At 64.6% G+C, this 15566-nt stretch carries 10 protein-coding genes and 1 pseudogene; 7 read left to right on the top strand and 4 right to left on the bottom strand.

All coding sequences use genetic code 11. The features are described 5' to 3' along the window. Both QMG72_RS14540 and QMG72_RS14535 read right to left on the bottom strand, forming a co-directional pair. Entirely contained in the window at nucleotides 1-99 is a 99-nt protein-coding gene (locus QMG72_RS14540) for a potassium-transporting ATPase subunit F (protein WP_226760016.1), read from the bottom strand. A 304-nt stretch (nucleotides 100-403) separates the two neighbouring features. Continuing rightward, the gene (locus tag QMG72_RS14535) at nucleotides 404-2380 is read right to left on the bottom strand and encodes an APC family permease (protein WP_226776477.1); all 1977 of its coding nucleotides are present in this window, start codon (nucleotides 2378-2380) and stop codon (nucleotides 404-406) included. Nucleotides 2381-2598: 218 nt separating this feature from the next. Here QMG72_RS14535 and QMG72_RS14530 point away from each other — a divergent pair, with 218 nt between their 5' ends. Then, a complete protein-coding gene (locus QMG72_RS14530; RefSeq protein WP_283480894.1) occupies nucleotides 2599-4299 on the top strand; it encodes a gluzincin family metallopeptidase in 1701 nt (566 codons plus the stop codon). Here the strand turns inward: QMG72_RS14530 and QMG72_RS14525 are convergent. After that, nucleotides 4268-5005 (bottom strand): AfsR/SARP family transcriptional regulator, encoded by a 738-nt coding sequence (locus tag QMG72_RS14525; protein ID WP_226776475.1) that lies wholly within the window; start codon nucleotides 5003-5005, stop codon nucleotides 4268-4270. The genes QMG72_RS14530 and QMG72_RS14525 overlap by 32 nt on opposite strands. 161 nt (nucleotides 5006-5166) lie before the next feature. Here QMG72_RS14525 and QMG72_RS14520 point away from each other — a divergent pair, with 161 nt between their 5' ends. From QMG72_RS14520 to QMG72_RS14495, 6 genes are all read left to right on the top strand, one after another. Continuing rightward, nucleotides 5167-5385: a hypothetical protein gene (locus QMG72_RS14520; protein WP_226776474.1), complete on the top strand. Its 219-nt coding sequence runs from the start codon at nucleotides 5167-5169 to the stop codon at nucleotides 5383-5385. A gap of 81 nt (nucleotides 5386-5466) precedes the next feature. Further along, complete coding sequence (locus QMG72_RS14515; RefSeq protein WP_283480893.1) at nucleotides 5467-7857, top strand: hypothetical protein; 2391 nt, start codon at nucleotides 5467-5469, stop codon at nucleotides 7855-7857. Further along, nucleotides 7850-9103, top strand: a complete 1254-nt coding sequence (locus QMG72_RS14510) for a hypothetical protein (RefSeq protein ID WP_226776472.1) — start codon at nucleotides 7850-7852, stop codon at nucleotides 9101-9103. Before QMG72_RS14515 ends, QMG72_RS14510 begins: the two co-directional genes overlap by 8 nt. Nucleotides 9104-9120: 17 nt before the next feature. Next, the gene (locus tag QMG72_RS14505) at nucleotides 9121-9690 is read left to right on the top strand and encodes a hypothetical protein (protein WP_226776471.1); all 570 of its coding nucleotides are present in this window, start codon (nucleotides 9121-9123) and stop codon (nucleotides 9688-9690) included. A gap of 2 nt (nucleotides 9691-9692) precedes the next feature. Further along, on the top strand, nucleotides 9693-11036 hold the full coding sequence (locus QMG72_RS14500) for a hypothetical protein (protein ID WP_226776470.1): 1344 nt from the start codon (nucleotides 9693-9695) through the stop codon (nucleotides 11034-11036). A 14-nt stretch (nucleotides 11037-11050) separates the two neighbouring features. Further along, on the top strand, nucleotides 11051-14284 hold the full coding sequence (locus QMG72_RS14495) for a D-Ala-D-Ala carboxypeptidase family metallohydrolase (RefSeq protein WP_283480890.1): 3234 nt from the start codon (nucleotides 11051-11053) through the stop codon (nucleotides 14282-14284). A gap of 78 nt (nucleotides 14285-14362) precedes the next feature. On the opposite strand, the pseudogene QMG72_RS14490 reads toward QMG72_RS14495, so the two are convergent. Next, a pseudogene (locus tag QMG72_RS14490) lies at nucleotides 14363-15304 on the bottom strand (acetylxylan esterase). Between the last annotated feature and the right edge of the window lie 262 nt (nucleotides 15305-15566).

The following is a 15566-nucleotide window of genomic DNA, read 5'->3' as shown; positions in this document are numbered from 1 at the left end:
TCACCACTTTTCCGGGTGGATCAGGACGGCCAGCAGGTACCCGAAGAGGCACAGTCCGGCAATCAGCAGGACCAGCCACATGACCGCGTCGGCGCTCATTTGCCGCCCTCCGGCCGTTCGTCGGCGGTGCCGACCATCCCGGCCACAACGTGGCCTATCCACATAACGAATCCCATTGACACCATGAGGATTCCGATAACAGCCAGGTCGGCCATCGCAGGTTCCTTTCATCCATTCCCCGTTTGCGGGTCTAGTGAAAGTCAACTCCCAGCGACGGCCGGATATCCGGTTCCTGATGGTTTCTTAACGCCCGGAGGATGAATCTTGACGCTGTCTTAACGCGCACGGAGGATTCGGGTCCGTGCTGCTTTAAGTGCTGCGCACGACGTCAGGCGTCCGGCTATCAGCCGACGTGGACCCAGGGCCGTTTGGTGACATCGGGTTCGGCCTCCCGGAGCACCTCACGGGTCACCGGGGCGATCTCGCCCTCACCGAACGCGAGGAAGCGGAGCAGGTTGGTGACCGGGTTTCCCTCGGTCCAGCGGAAGTAGATATGCGGCATCAATCCGGTCACGTCCCGGATGTGGAGCAACACTGAGGCGATGGTGTTCGGCACAACGGGTCCGTGGACTTCCAGGACCCTGTACCCGTGCCGGGTCACCCCTCGCACCTCCAATGCCGTTTCAAAGTCAGAGGAATCGTCGACGACCACTTCCAGGAACAACGCCTGGTAGTCCACCGGCAGATGGCTGACCTGGATCGCCGATGTCAGCTTGTCCCGGTAGGCCGTGGCGCTCAGGCGCAGCGGCTCGTGCGCGATGATGGCAATGGGCCCGTCCAAATCGTCAGACATAAATTCCAGTGACTGCCGGTCCAGATGGACCTGGGTGGCGTGAAGTTCGAAGGCCCTCCGGACGCGTGAGAGCAACGAGATCACGATGATGCCCACAATAAAGATCGCTGCAATCCGGATGCCTTCGGGGCGCTCAATGATGTTGGCCACCGTTGTGTAGATGAACACCGCTGCTATAACGCCAAAACCCAGAGTCCGCTTGCGTTGCCTCGCGCGCCGGGCTGAGAGCGCCACGGCAACCGCTGCCGAGGTCATCAGCACCAGGACGCCGGTGGCGTAGGCACCGCCCTGCGCGTCGACGTCGGCATTAAACAGCCATGTGATCAGGAATCCGACCAATGTGAACACCAGGACCAACGGACGCACGGCACGCGCCCACCCCGGGGCCATCCCGTAGCGGGGAAGGTACCGCGGGACGAGGTTGAGCAGCCCGGCCATCGCGGACGCGCCGGCGAACCAGAGAATGGCGATCGTGCTCACGTCGTAGACAGTGCCGAACCCTGCCCCCAGGTATTCGTGGGCCAGGAAAGCCAGGGCGCGGCCGTTGGCCTGGCCGCCCGGTTGGAACTCCTGCTCCGGGATCAGGATCACAGTCGTGAAGCTGGTGGTGATCAGGAAGCTGCTCATAATGACGGCGGCGGTTGTCAGCAGCCGCCGGGCACCTTCGATCCTGCCGGCCGGATTCTCCTCGGTGTCACCCGGCTTTCCCTGGACTTGCGGCATCACGGCCACTCCGGTCTCGAAGCCGGACAGGCCCAGTGCGAGTTTGGGGAAGACCAGCAGGGCGATGCCGACCACCATAAACGGGTTGCCATGGGAGGTTGTCAGGGCGGTCCACCAGTCCCCGACGGCAACGGGGTGGGCCAGCACTTCAAGGACTGTGGTGATGACCACCACGACGTTGAGGCTGAGGTAAATGCCGACCAGGACGACCGCGACGCCCATGGCCTCCTTAAACCCGCGGAGGAAGACCGCGCCGAGCATGGCCAGCAGGAAAAGAGTCACCGGCACGTTTTGGCCTTGCAACCAGCCCGGAACGAACGGGTTCTGGATCGCATGGGCTGTGGCGTCGGCCGCAGACAACGTCATGGTGATCATAAAGTCCGTAGCGGCGAACCCCAGCAGAACGAGCACAAAAAGCTTGCCGCCCCAACGGGGCAGCAGCCGCTCCAGCATGGCGATGGAACCCTCGCCGCGGTGGCTCTCCCCGGCAACCCGGCGGTAGACGGGAAGGGCGCCCAACAGTGTGACAGCCACCAGTACCATCGTCGCCAGCGGCGAGATCACACCGGCGGCGAGCGCTGCGATGGCCGGCTGGTAGCCCAGGGTTGAGAAGTAGTCGACGCCGGTCAGGCACATCACCTGCCACCATGGATGCTTCTTCAGATGCGATTCACTCACGGCACCGGGCCCTTGGTGGGTGCCCTTTGCGTCCTGTAGGCCGAACAGGAGCCAACTCCTTAAGTTTTCACGGGCACCCGGCCGCGCCGCCGAGGGGTCCGCAGGCGGCCTGCTCATTGTGGTCATCCGTGCCTCTCCGCGCGATGCCCGGCATCGTGTGTCACTGCCGACCCTAACACCGGGCTCAGTCGCCGCTGCCGGACCCGCAGAAGTCTTGACGGATCCTTAACACCCGCCCGCAGCCGCGGTGCCCATAGTGCGCCGCGAGCGTTGGTTTGCACCGTCCGGCGGTGTGCGGCGCTATTTCCCGTGACAGCGCCTCCCGGCCGTGCTATTCCTGAGGTGTGAGTGGCACGGGCCCTGGGGCCGCGGACTTTTCCAATGCCCCGCCGGCTACCCTGGCCGGCAGCTTAATGGTGGTCCCGGTGCACGTCCTGGAGCTTCGGGCCGAGGTGTCCTTTGATGCAGTCCGGGGCACGTCGGTGGCCGCGGCGACGATGGATTATCGGGTGGGTCCCACCGGGGGCAACCCGTTTTTCGATTTACGTCAGAGTGTGGACAGCTGCTGGCTGGACGGGGTGCCGCTCGATCCGGAAATGATCGGCGGGTGCGACGTCGGTGCTGGACCGGCCGGCTCCGTCCGGGTCCTGCGCCGGTTCCAGGACCGCGGGTCCGTCCACAGCCTTCGGTTCCGCTACCGGTTGGGGTTGCCGCACGCTGAGCTGGGCGGGGCCTCGCCGCCGGTGCTGGAGTGGTCCGACGGTCCCGCGCTGCGTTGGACGCTGGGCATGTCGGACCTCTTCGCGGGCCGCTACCTGGAAGCCTGGTTCCCCTCCAACCTTCCGTTCGACCAGTTCCCCGTCACCCTCAACATCACCCTGACAGGGACGGAGGTGGCGCACGTGCTGATCAGCAACGGGGACGTTGCCGTTGGCGGCCCGGGACGCTGGTCCGTTGCATTCCCGGCGTCGTTCACCACCCTTTCGCACCTTGTGGAGCTCCGCCCGGCGGCCACCGTCGAAGGCCAGAAGTCGACGGTGGTATTACCGGTCTCGGGCACCGCCGTCACTGTCGAGGCCTGGAAATGCTCCGCCGGACCGGAGGACCTCGGCCATGAGCTGGGCAGGATCGAGAGTCTGCTGGCGCAGAACGAGGCGGACTACGGCAGGTTCCCGGGGAACCGGTTCGTCTGCTTCTTCAACGGCAACCGCGGTGGGATGGAATACCACCATGGGGCCACCACATCCCGGCGGGCGCTGGCCCACGAGGTTTTCCATTCCTGGTTTTCCCGCGGGGTCATGCCGGCCTCGCAGGCCGACGGCTGGTGGGACGAGGCCTTCACCTCCTACCATGAGCACGGCGCCGGCCAATTGGAGGCTTTCGACTTCAATGAAGCCCCGGTGGAACTGTGTTCCCGGCGTCCCTTTGACCGTCGGACCGCGGTCAATGCCTATCCGGACGGTAGCCGATTCTTCCGCGGGCTGGCCGACGCGCTGGGGGTGGAACGCCTGCGCGCCTGCATGCGGGCCGTATACGCCCGGCATTGCAGCGCTCCGCTTTCCACGATCGGGCTGGAGGCCGACATCCTGGTTGCGGGCGGTGAGCCGTCTGTGGTCGATGCTTTCCACCGGTTTGTTTACGGGCTTCCCGACCCGTCGCCGGCTCCGAAGCTTCGGCTCCATGGGTTGGCGGCCCGGGGTGCAGGGGACCGGATCCGGGTCAGTGTGAGCAACGACTCCGGGGGCGGTCCGTGCAGGCACTTTATGGTGGTGTTTTCGCTGGCCGGTGCCGCTACTGGCGGGGAGCGGGCGGCGGGGGCCTGCCGGAACATCGCCGCTACTGGAGGCTTCGATCTCCAACCAGGGGAAGAACGAGAAGTCTGGACGACGGCATCGGAAGCCCTCATTCAGAGGTCCTGGACCGGGACGATGCTGGTGGCCTCGGTGCATGCCCGCGGCTGCGACCCCTCGCCCCGGACCAGGGTATCGGCGCTGTTGCCCCCGGCGCAGGCAACTAGTGCGTCGCAGTTCCCTGCACCGGCATGACCAAGCCGACCTTCCTGAATAACTCCGGCGAGGGGCGCAACCCCAGTTCGGTCCACAGCAGGCGGGCATATCCGTTGAGCTGCCGCCTGGCCTCGAATACGTTGCCTTCGCCCAGATGAGCATCGATCAGGAGCCGCTGCGCGGACTCACGCAGCGGCTCCTCGGCAACTACCGCCAGCAAGACGTCGATGGCTTCGATGTAGCGTTCCCGTTCACGAAGCCTGCGCGCGGTTACCTCGGACGCGTGCAGGCGCATCTGACGCAACTGCTCGCGGGCCAGCAACAGCCAGTCCTCGTCCCAGCCCGGAAGAAGTTCCTCCGCATGTGCCAGAAACTGCGAATGTTCGGGTTCACCGCGCACATCGGTCAGTACCCGTTCTGCCTGTCGGCGCAGGCGGTGCACATCCACCTCGACGTCGTCGGCTAGCCACACCCGGTCCGAATCCCCATCGATCAGGCGCGAATCGGCGCTGCGGATCCGCCAGAGTGCCGTCCGGAGGCTTCCGCGGCAACGTTCGGACGTTGAGTCGGACCACAGCCGTTCGGCCAGCACCGTCCGGTCGCAGTCGTGTGCCCCGAGCTTGTCCAGCGAAAGGTAGGCGATAACGCGGCGGGCGTGCAGGGGCAACGACACCGGGGCGTTGGCGATGCGCAAGGAGAACCCTCCGAGTAGCGAAAGGCTGACCCGCCCGTCAGAGTGTGCCACGACGGGACGATGTGATGGGTGCATCAGGGCCCTCCCCGGATACGCGGCCGTGAATGGATCACTTTGATCATCAGACTCCGACGTCCACCCGGTGTCAACACTATGTCAACGCGGACGGAACGTTGACGCTGCAAACGATGGCCGGGCGGGAAGCTGCAGAAGTGGAATATACCGACTACCAGATCATTGTTATCCGGGCCAGGCGGGACGGGGGCCAGCTGATCGTCCGCATCCTGACCGGCGGGAACCCCGCCGACCCGGCGCGCCAATGGGTCTTCGCCAGCGTCGACGAGGTGTGTGTGCTGGTCGAGCGACTGCTGGAGGAACTCGGCGGTCCCGGTCCCCGGAGCGCGGCGGTCCCGCCGCGGGGCGGCGGCTGACGCCGGAAGATACGCAGGATTGACGGCCCGGAAGACACCGGACCCGATCATGGGATCAAGAGGAATAATGGAGGTGGGAAAATGAGCGTCGATTCCTATTCGGCTTCTTCCGGAGAAGCCGGGAGCTATACCTCCCCGTTTGCGGGGCTTTCGCATTTCACCGACCAGGCAGCCCCGGGGGCCGAAGCTCCTTCCGAGGAGTCCGGTGACGCCTTGTTCGAAGCGATCTATTACACGGATTCCCCCTTTGGCGCCGAGGCTGACAGCGAAGCCGACGTCGAGCGGGAAACGGCTGAAGCACGCGATTTCCTCGAAACCCTCCATGACGAGGAATTTGAGGACGCCCTCGAACAGCTGCTCAACGAGGGAGCCTCGCGTGTGCTGGCCGATGCCCAAGAATGGTCTGCGGCGCCGACGGATGCCGGAACCCGGGAGGCACTCGATGAGTGGATCGATCCGCTGACAAATGAATGGGAAAACTCGATCAACAGGATCGGCGGGGGCCTGGAAAATACCGATTTGACCAGACTGAGCGAGCAGGAACTGGACGAGCTCCTGGACTCCCTGGAGCCGGCGCCCACCCTCGGATCGGAGGTCTTCGACAACTTTCTGGGAAAGCTGCTGCGAAAGGCGAAGTCCTTCATCAAGGAGAGGGTCCGCCAGGCAGGGAACTTCATCAAGAACCCGGTGAAGGGCGTTATCGACCTGGCGAAGAGCGGGCTGCAGACGATCAAAAGCGGCATCCAGACCATCGGCAAGCACCTGATCGGACCTATCCTCAACAGGCTCAAAGGAATCGGCTTGGCCCTGCTCAAGGGCGTGGTTAAGAAGCTGGCAGCCCCGCTGACCCGCTTGCTGCCCTCCTATGTGCGGCCGGCCGTGAAGATCCTGATGACCAAGCTTGGTCTTGACGAGGCAGGGGAGTTCCCGGCGACCGAAACCGAGGAAATTGCGGGGTCCGCCGGAGCGCTGGCACAGAATTTTGACACCGAACTTGTAAACCTGCTGTACCCGGTCGAATCCGCCGGTGAAGAATCCGGGGAATTCGACGAATCCGAATACATCGAGCCCGAGTTCGATGAGGCTGCCGGGCTGGATGATGCGCGCACCCGGTTGGCCAGCGCGCTGAGCGAGCACACCGGAACCGAGCCGCCAACGGCCGAAATTGAACAGTTCCTGCCGGTTGTCCTTGCCATCCGGCCGCTGCTCAAGCTGGGACTGAAACTCACCGGCGCCCGGGGGAAGCTCATCAACCTGATTGCCACTCCGCTGGCGAATCTGATCAAGGGGATGGTGGGACCGGAGGCGGCACGGCTCATCGCCAAGGCCGGGGTCGACGTCGGATTCACCGCCCTGGGCCTGGAGACAAGCCCGCAGCAGGAACAGACCCTGTCCGGGGAGGCCCTGGCCTCCACGGTAGAAGCGACGGCGATGGAAGTTCTCGACGAGATCACCGATGAAGCGCTCGAGGACCCCCTCCAGGTCAGCGCCGCGGTCCAGCGTGCGTTTTCGCGGGCCGCCGCGGCCTACCTGCCCGACCGGCTCCTGCGGGCAGATCTGCCCGAACGTGAATCTGCCGGCGCAGAGGGCTACTGGATCCTGATGCCGCGCTCGCTGCGGCCGCGGTACCGGTTCCGCAAATACTCGCAGGTCTTCGCCGTCCCGATCAGCCGGCAGCAGGCCCGGGCATTAAGATGGTCCGACGGCGGGACGATGGAAACGTACCTGTTGGACCGGGGCGTTGACCGTTGGCCCGTACAGGCGGAGATCGACCTTTACGAGACGCTGCCGGGCACGATACCGGGCCACTTCACTCGAGACGAAGGGTTGCCTGCCGGCGAGCACCCGGTCGACAACGAATTCCAGCCCCTGACAGCGGAAGCCGCGGGCCTGCTGTTGCGGGAACCCGGGCTCGGACGCGCGCCGCTGGCGCTGCATCGATTCCCCCTGGCACAGCAGCCGGTGCCGGGACAGCGCTACTTCCGGATCCGCGCCGGGCAGCTGCCGGCACGCAAGAGCGCCCGGCCCAGACGACTGCTCGTCATTGACTGGGATCCGGCCGGCAGGCAACTGCGGATAGCGATCAGGCTCTCGGAGCGCCGGGCCCGGGCGCTGCTGGCATCCATCCAACGCTCAGCCCCCTCGGGGCAGCGGGATCTGCCTGCCGTACTCTCGGAACTTCGTGCCATCTACCTTCCACACCTGACAACGAAAATCAGCCGACGGCTGCTGCGCTCCTCCCTGGTGAGCGATCCTGCTGCAGCGAACCGGATCGCCGCAGCCATGGCAGCGTCAACGGGTACCGCAATCTCCAAATACCTGGTCCAGCGGGGCGCGCAGCTGGGCGCCGCCGTCGCGGACCCGGCCTCCGGCGTCACCCTCACCGTGACCTTCACATCGGTTACCGGACATCCGACAGCCGCCCTGCGGCCGCCAACCGTTTCGGCGAAGCCGGGATGGCACCATGTCTGATTCCAGTACCACCGCCGCGAGGGCGGCCCTCGGTGTCGAAATCCGGCACTGGCGCCGAGCGTGCGTCGATTTGGGCGACCTGGAGGTTTCGGCGTCACCGGCGGCGTGGAAGGAGCTCGAGTCTTACCTTGGCCTGAACCTCCGCCGGAGCCTGACCTCCGTCGTTGTTCGCCTCACCGCCCACGCTGATCGTGCCCTCTTTTCGCTCAAGGCCGCCGAGACCGTTGGCGAACTCGCCGCCGTTAGGTCGGAGTTGCTGATCCTGCGGCGGCGCTATAGCCGGGCCGAAGCTGTCATCGATTTCTACGGCGACGCAGTCAACACCCGGACAAATCCGGTCGTGGCATCGGTGCTGCGGGGCCTTGACGCGCTTGCCGTTTACAGCATGGACCAGGTTCTCCGGCCGTTGAACATCGACACTCCGCCGGCGCTTTGCTATCTGGACAAGGGCTTGGGCGCCTCCATCCTGCGTGCCGGGGCGCGGCTGTGGGATTCCTCCCTGTCGCCGGCCGCTGCCATCAAGATCACCAGGCACAACCTCTGGCAGCCGACTTCCCTGGTCCACGAGACCGGTCACCAGGTGGCACACCTGACAGGGTGGACGACGGAACTGGGCACAGCACTCTACAAGGCCTTGGCACCGCACAACACACTGGTGGCCGAAGTATGGCGGGCCTGGGCTGCGGAGGTGGCCGGCGACGTGTACGCCTTTGCCTTGCTGGGCTACGCGCCGGTACCAGCGCTGGCGACGGTTGTTGACGGCCCTGCCCAGCTCGTCTATCGCATGCTCCCGGGCGATCCGCACCCCATATCGGCGCTGCGGGTCCAGTTTAATGTGGCGCTCTGCCGCTCCTGGTACGGAGCCGGGCCCTGGGACGTGCTGGGCGCCGGGTGGCTGGCCCGGTACCCGCTGGGACAGGCTCCCCGCGAGGTTGCCGAGATCATGGCCGAGAGCATGCCCCTGCTGCCGACCATCGTGGATGTGTGCACGCGCCAACCGATGCAGGCATTCCACGGCGTTCCGCTTGCTGCGCTCGCAGACCCTCGGCGGCTGTCCCCGGCCGAACTCGACCGCTTGGCCCAGCGGTCAGGGGACTCGCTGTACACCTCGAACCATCTGCAGCGGTTGGAGCCGCTGCGGATATTGGCCTTGAGCGTACTCCGCGGCCTCGAGTCCCAAAACACGCCAACCGAAATGCGAACGTGGCTGAGCCGCCTCGGCGGCGAGCGGCCCATCGCCGCATAAGCAGGAGAGATGACACCATGACCGAGCAATACACCCCGCAGGGATCTGCCGAGCAGTTCGCGCAGAACGTCGCCCAATTGGTCAGCGCCTTCGGACGCGGCCCGCAGCAGGAGCTCCGGCCGGAGCAGCAGCAACTCATTTTGCAGTTCCGCGCCCTCCGCAACGGTCTGGGAAACTTCGGTCGGCACGGGGAAACCCCGGACAAGGCGATCCTCGCATCCCCTGATATCAGTCCCGGCGATGCACGGAACGCACGCTACACCTTGACCTTCGTCGAGGCACTGCCAAGCCGCGCGGCCAGCATCCTGCTGCGCTACCCGCATCCGCCGTTCGAGTCGTTCTACTCCGTAGGCGACGTCGACAACGAGTACTGGGAACTTGTCATCGCGGACCCGGAGGTGGCTTCCGTTGAAGTCTGGGATGCCCATGGCGAGCCGCTAGCCGTGGGAGTCCCGCACTTCCACGACAAGGGCAGGAACCGCAGCAAACAAAAGACCTCGGTCACCGGCCGCCCGGTCCCGTCCAGCCCAGTATCCGAGACTCCCTCCCGCCGCCAGCCCGGCGGCTCAGCCACCGTGAAGGACTAGCCATGTTCCGGACATTAGTCGGACTAATCCCCGATCCAGTTTCACCAGCGCCCGCATGGAAACTTGAAGAAAAGGCCAACGCCGTAATGGCCGTCCACCCGCTGCAGCTCAGCAGATGGCTGGAAGAAGTGTGGTCTCAAGGCGGAATTGCCAACCCTGCCTGGCAGGCGATCCTCGGCGGCGGAGGTTCGGTGCCGGTGCCGTTGGGGGATCCGGACGCCGTTACCAAGACCACGCTGCCCCAGTTGCTTCGCGATACCCTGCTTTCCGGCATTGACCCGGCGCCAGGTTCGCCAACTCCGTTGCAGCCCTACAACCCAACATCCGCATTTCAGAAGCTGACGCCCCCGCCGGTATGGGAGAACCTGCTCTACGCCTACTTGGTGGAAGCGACCGGCGTTTTCGAGATCCTGGGCGAAGTGGTGCGGCGCTACGCATGGGGTGAGAGCCTTCCGGCGCCCAGTGTGGATACCCTGGTTTGGGCACGGAATACCGAGCAGCTGTTCTTCCGCGATCCACCGCTTTTCGGAATGGGCGGGCTGATGACCAGCCAGCTGCGGCCGGACGCCAGCATCAACCGGCGCAACATCTATTGGCGAATGTTTGGGCTGGACCTGCCGCACGCTCCAACGAAGGCCGTGGAAGGCCAGCCCTGGAAGCTCAACATCGGCACCGCCGGCAACACCAGATTCCTTGAACTATGGAACGAACTGCTCAGGCAGGTCTGGATGGGCATCGAAAATGACAGAAACTCCTCGGGCTCCAATTCCACGGATCCCACGTATATCGGCTACCTTTGCCAAACCATCGGCGAAATGCTGCAGCTCCGACGGCGCGGCGGAATGGTTTCTCAGGAGGAATTTGCCTACGTCACAATGCTCAGCTGGTTCCACCTGACCGTTGAATACGATACGTCACTGGTCGTGGACCTGCATGCCAATGCCGGTGGGCTGGGGAATGCAGCCGACCGGCTGTCGGCCATCGGCAAAGTGGTGGGGATCGCCCCCTCGAGGCAGGCGCGTGAGCTGTTCGAACTCGCAGACCTCGTGTCCACCCTGATGTGGCTCATCGAATTGGGCATGTTCAACGCCACGGACAAGGCGACACTGCTCTACAAGAAGGACGGCGTGGCCAACCCGAAGATTGCCGAAACCATGAACCGCATCATCGACCTCTGGCAATCGGGCACCGGCGAGCGGGTCAAGGACCTGGCGATCACCACCCGCCGCCCCCAACTTGACCTGCGTTCAGCGCAGCCCACCAGGCTCCCGGGCCCCGGGGCTTCCGTTCCAGTGACGGTCCCGTCTAGTAATGGAAACCGGGCCCCAGCCGGGCCCCGGCTCTGAGCGAAAGAACGACCATGGAAAAGCTTGAAATGTCCAGCATATTTGCGCCCCCGGCGCATCTGGTCCCGGACGTTGGCACCGAGTCATGGCCCACTCCAAGCGTGTTCTCCCTCCCAGACGGGGGCAGCGAAACGTCATGGGATGAGACAACCGACGAATATGCCGACGAATATGCCGGCCAGACAGAATGGAACGAGAGTACCGGCGAAGCGGCCTGGAATGAGCTTGGCTGGGACGAAACCGCCGACGAGTCAACGGACGAGGCCGCTGATGAATTCGCCGACGAGGCAACGGACGAGGCCGCTGATCAATTCGCCGACGAGGCAACGGACGAGGCCGCTGATCAATTCGCCGACGGCGCCGGGGAACTGGGCGGTCAGGCGCAGGAAAACGGCGAGGTTGAGGAATCCGAACTTGCCTCAATGCTCGCAGCAGAGCCGCTGCTGACAGGCCAGCATCATGAGGGATTCGAAACCGGACTTGTACTGGTCCCGAGCCCCGGCAATCAAGGGAAGGGGGAAGAGCATTGGGACCCGCACAACACCGGAGTCCCCATTTACGCGACCGGCGCCGGCGTCCGGAAGGAAAAGCTCTCCAGGAACTTCACCGTGGGCGAACTCGCCTCCAGCGGGGGCCGGGCCGATGACCGGGCGAGGATTTCCGCGGAGCTTGTGACAGCGCTCCAGGCCATCCGTGACCGGGCGGCCCGGCCAGTTAAGATCACATCGGGATACCGTTCCTGGGCCCGGAACGTTGCGGTCTACCGCAGAGCTGGGAAGAGCCCAACGCTCAGCCGCCACTGCAGCGGCCAAGCGGCGGACATCAAGATCGCCGGCCTGAACGGAATGCAGATCGCGAAGCTGGCGCTCGACGCCTGCGGTGAAGGAATCGGCGTCGGCATCGGCGGGAACTTCGCGCACGTTGACGTGCGCGGCTCCTGGGCCAAATGGACTTACTTCAGCGGCGACAAGAACCGCAAGGCGCTCGCGGAAATCGAAAGCTACAGGCGGCACCGGAAATCCGCACCGCCGCGGCCACTACCGCCAGTCCATCCGGGAACCGCATCAGATGTGGCGGCCGGCAGGCTGGTCGTTAATGAGTTGCCCCTACTGGCATCACACGCGGGCACGCATCCCGATCTTGTGCTGAAGTGGAATGCCATGACCCGCCCGTCCGTCGTCGACGTGGTAGTGCACCTGCATGGGCACACGCCCAGCGGATATGCCCTGAACATCGCGAAGGAGAAGGAGCCGTTCAGCGGGCTGGACATCGCAAACCCGGAGCAGCCGGGCGGACCTGCCCGGACCCGACCGACGCTCTTGGTGTTGCCGCGCGGCAACCACGCCCCCCGGACCAAGGCCGGGCACAACAACCAGCGCTATACCTTTCCGGCGCTGACCCAAGCGGGTGGGCTCCAAGCCCTTGTAGCGGCCGCCCTTGAGAGATTCACCGCGAGCACGGGCGCCACGGTGGCGGTGGACAGGCTGATCCTTACGGCGCATTCCGGCGGCGGGGCGGCGCTGATGTCAATCCTTGACCACAACAACCCGCACGAGATTTACACGTTCGATGCCCTCTACACCGACCCGGCACGGTTGATCGGCTGGGCCCAGCGCCGAATGGCGGCCGGAACGGGCGCCCTCCGTGTTATCTACCGGCCAGGGGAGCAAACGGCCCGACACAGCGAGGCCGTGCACGCAGCCCTTCGGAATACCGCCTCGCCCAGCTTCCGGGTCGAAGGCACCAGGGTCAGCCATGGCAACATTCCCCGCCATTTCGGCTGGAGATTCCTGGTGGATCCGTCCGCTGATGTACCGGACGTTGTGAAGCTGGCGGCGGGCAGCATCCTCCCGGAAGCGCCCGCCGCCGAATGGACAACGGTCGGGGAGAGGGACGAAGCCGCGTTCACGGATGAATCAGCGTATCTGGACGAGGCGCTTTACGCGGACGAGGGCGCTGAAGTTGAAGAAATGCAGTCGCTGCCGGCGATGGAGGCAGTGGAGGGAGCCGAATCGGTGGAGGCATCGGAGTCCTTTGACGAAGCGGGTCCTTTCGCACTGGAGGCTGCACCCTTCGCTTTATTGGAGGCGCCCTCACCCCGGGCTCCGGTATGTGGCGCGCTGCGGGGCGACGAACCCAAGTTTCGGCTAGGCGGTGCATCAACGAAGGAGGGGGTGGCAGAACCCCGGACCACCCAGGACCCGCGCGTCTACGGAGTTCAACTCTGGGACTACAAGGTCAATGACTATGCCCTGCGCGCCAGGCACCTTCAGGCTCTGCAAATCCTGGTGGCAAAGATCGCCGCCGATGTTCGCTCGGGCCGCTTCTCCGACGCCGGGTGGAAAATCAGCGTCGATGGTTTTGCCTCGAGAACGGGCAACGTCGATCACAACGTGAGTCTTTCGTTTTGGCGGATGACGACGGTGGCGCGTTGCCTGGAATGTCTGCTGGCCGCGGCCGGCATTCCGCCGGGACGAGTGACCATGGGGGACCAGCGCGGGTTGGGTTTCCAAGACGCGGTCCCCAACGTCGAGGACCCGCGCAGGCGCCTTGTGCAGGTATCAGTTCACCCGCCGGGGCTCAGGCCCCCGCCCGTGCGGCCATCGTCGGATCGTTTCGAGATCTGTTTCACCTCGCTGAAGAACCAGGTCCAGTCCCTGCCGATACCCGGAACGGCGGGTATGCTCGGTGTCGCTCGAACCACCGCAGCGTACCGGATACGTGATATCCAGACCCGCCAGGTACAGGCATACAGCTATACGGGACTCGGATTTATGCTGCAGGTTCCGGTGGACAAAATCATCCCCGCAGGGGTCAAAAAGCGCCTACCCAAACCGTTGCTGGATATGATCGGAAAGCTCCTGGCCAAGGTGGTACCCGGCGGGGGCAAACCCGGGACGGGCACCTGTACGCCTTTTGGCGTGTTCGTCTTTCCGACGCCGGACCCGGTACGCATTCCTGGCCCCGTTATCGGCGTTCGTTCGTTCGCCGGCGACGCCGACCTGATGGTACCGGCACCGGGACTGGGGAACGTGCAGATCCGGTTCAACAATTCGATCTTTCGTCTGCACAGCAAGGCCCTCGTCAATCCGGACCCGCTTGAGGTCAACGTATCGCGGGCGCTCTCCGCCAAGGCGATTATTGGCACACAGGGCACCGCCACGATGGTCGGCCCGGTCTCTCACGAGGACAGCAGCGAGATGGAGGCAGGGCTGGACGTTGCCGAAGGCATCTTCGCGGAACACTAGATACTCCGCTCGTTCCGCAACGCACGGCGGGCGGAACATTGGATCTGAAGCGCACGCAGCAGTGGTTCCGAGCGTGGGCTAACCGGCCAGCAGCTCCGCCAGGTAGTGGAACTGGGCAACCCAGTGGTGTTCCTGGCCTCCCTCGTGGTTGTTGAACCGGTAGACCTCGATCGACTTAGCGGGAGCGGCCTGCGGGGCGTCCGCCGGCCCGGTGCCATAAGCGTTGTATGCGGCGAAGACGGTGGATGGCGGGCAGGTATGGTCCATTAGCGCAACGGAGAACAGGGCAGGCGCCGTGGCGCGCCGGCCCAGGTGTACACCGTCGAAGTAACCCAGGACCCCGAGTGCCGGCTCGTAATGGTCACGATGGCGGGCCAGGAAATTCGCAATTTCCGGGTACGGGCCGCGCGGGGCGATGTCGATGGCGCGGGGAAAATCCTGCAGGAACGGGACGTCGGCCATGGTGCACAGAATGCCGTGAAGGCGTCAACGAAAACGCGGCGGTAGTAGTAGTCTTCCTTGGCTGAAATGCCACGCGTCATCAGCCCGGCGTAGGACACCTTCCCGGCGGAGGGATGCGGATCTGCTGTCGCACCAAGGGTGCCGCCGTACCCCTGGCTGCGGGTGTCCATAATGAAGTGCGCGTAGCCTGCCTGCGCCCATTTTGTGTCCTGCTGGACCAGGCAGGCCGCGCCCACCCGAATAGCCGACATACTGCACCACCACGGGCAGCTCCTGTCCGGCGCCGCGGTTGGCCGGCAGATGCAGCCAGCCTTTGATCCGATCCCCGCCATAGCCCGCGAACGTGACATCGAAACTGTCAATGACACTCAGCAGGTTCCCCACCGGGGTGAATTCGGCGTCGAGCGGGAACTCCCGGGCGTCGGCAATGGTTCGGTTCCAGAAATCGTCGAAGTCTTCCGGCTCCACTGCTGATGAGGTGTAGCTGCGCAGCTGGTCCCAGCCGGGGGTGGCTACAAAGTGGGCGCTGTACTGAAATTTACTTGTAGGCCAGCCCATCTTCGCCCAGGGTGTACTTGAAGCGTCAGGTAAATCACCCGCCGCTCCCGCCCTGACCGCCAAGGACCTGCCGGCCAGGGCAGGAACCGCATCGTTCAGAACTCCTGGCAGATGGGTCAATTCACTGTTTTTGTCCCCGAGATAAGTAACGGGTTGGTGACGGTTCCCGGGTGACCCATCCGGGGTGGGGGGTGTTCCCGAAGTACTCCTGACAGACCAAGCCGGACCCGCTGGATTCATTGTCAGGACCGCACCGCTTACG

Origin of the sequence: Pseudarthrobacter sp. PH31-O2 (genome assembly GCF_030063265.1) — a bacterium.
In the GTDB taxonomy this organism is placed as follows: Bacteria; Actinomycetota; Actinomycetes; order Actinomycetales; family Micrococcaceae; genus Arthrobacter.
The sequence above is the reverse complement of the archived record's forward strand: the minus strand, read 5'-3'. Positions and strand labels throughout refer to the sequence as shown.

Coding starts and splice junctions, on each gene's coding strand:
- QMG72_RS14540 (WP_226760016.1), bottom strand. CDS start 99: ATGAGCGCCGACGCGGTCATGTGGCTGGTCCTGCTGATTGCCGGACTG.
- QMG72_RS14535 (WP_226776477.1), bottom strand. CDS start 2,380: ATGACCACAATGAGCAGGCCGCCTGCGGACCCCTCGGCGGCGCGGCCG.
- QMG72_RS14515 (WP_283480893.1), top strand. CDS start 5,467: ATGAGCGTCGATTCCTATTCGGCTTCTTCCGGAGAAGCCGGGAGCTAT.
- QMG72_RS14510 (WP_226776472.1), top strand. CDS start 7,850: ATGTCTGATTCCAGTACCACCGCCGCGAGGGCGGCCCTCGGTGTCGAA.
- QMG72_RS14505 (WP_226776471.1), top strand. CDS start 9,121: ATGACCGAGCAATACACCCCGCAGGGATCTGCCGAGCAGTTCGCGCAG.
- QMG72_RS14500 (WP_226776470.1), top strand. CDS start 9,693: ATGTTCCGGACATTAGTCGGACTAATCCCCGATCCAGTTTCACCAGCG.
- QMG72_RS14495 (WP_283480890.1), top strand. CDS start 11,051: ATGGAAAAGCTTGAAATGTCCAGCATATTTGCGCCCCCGGCGCATCTG.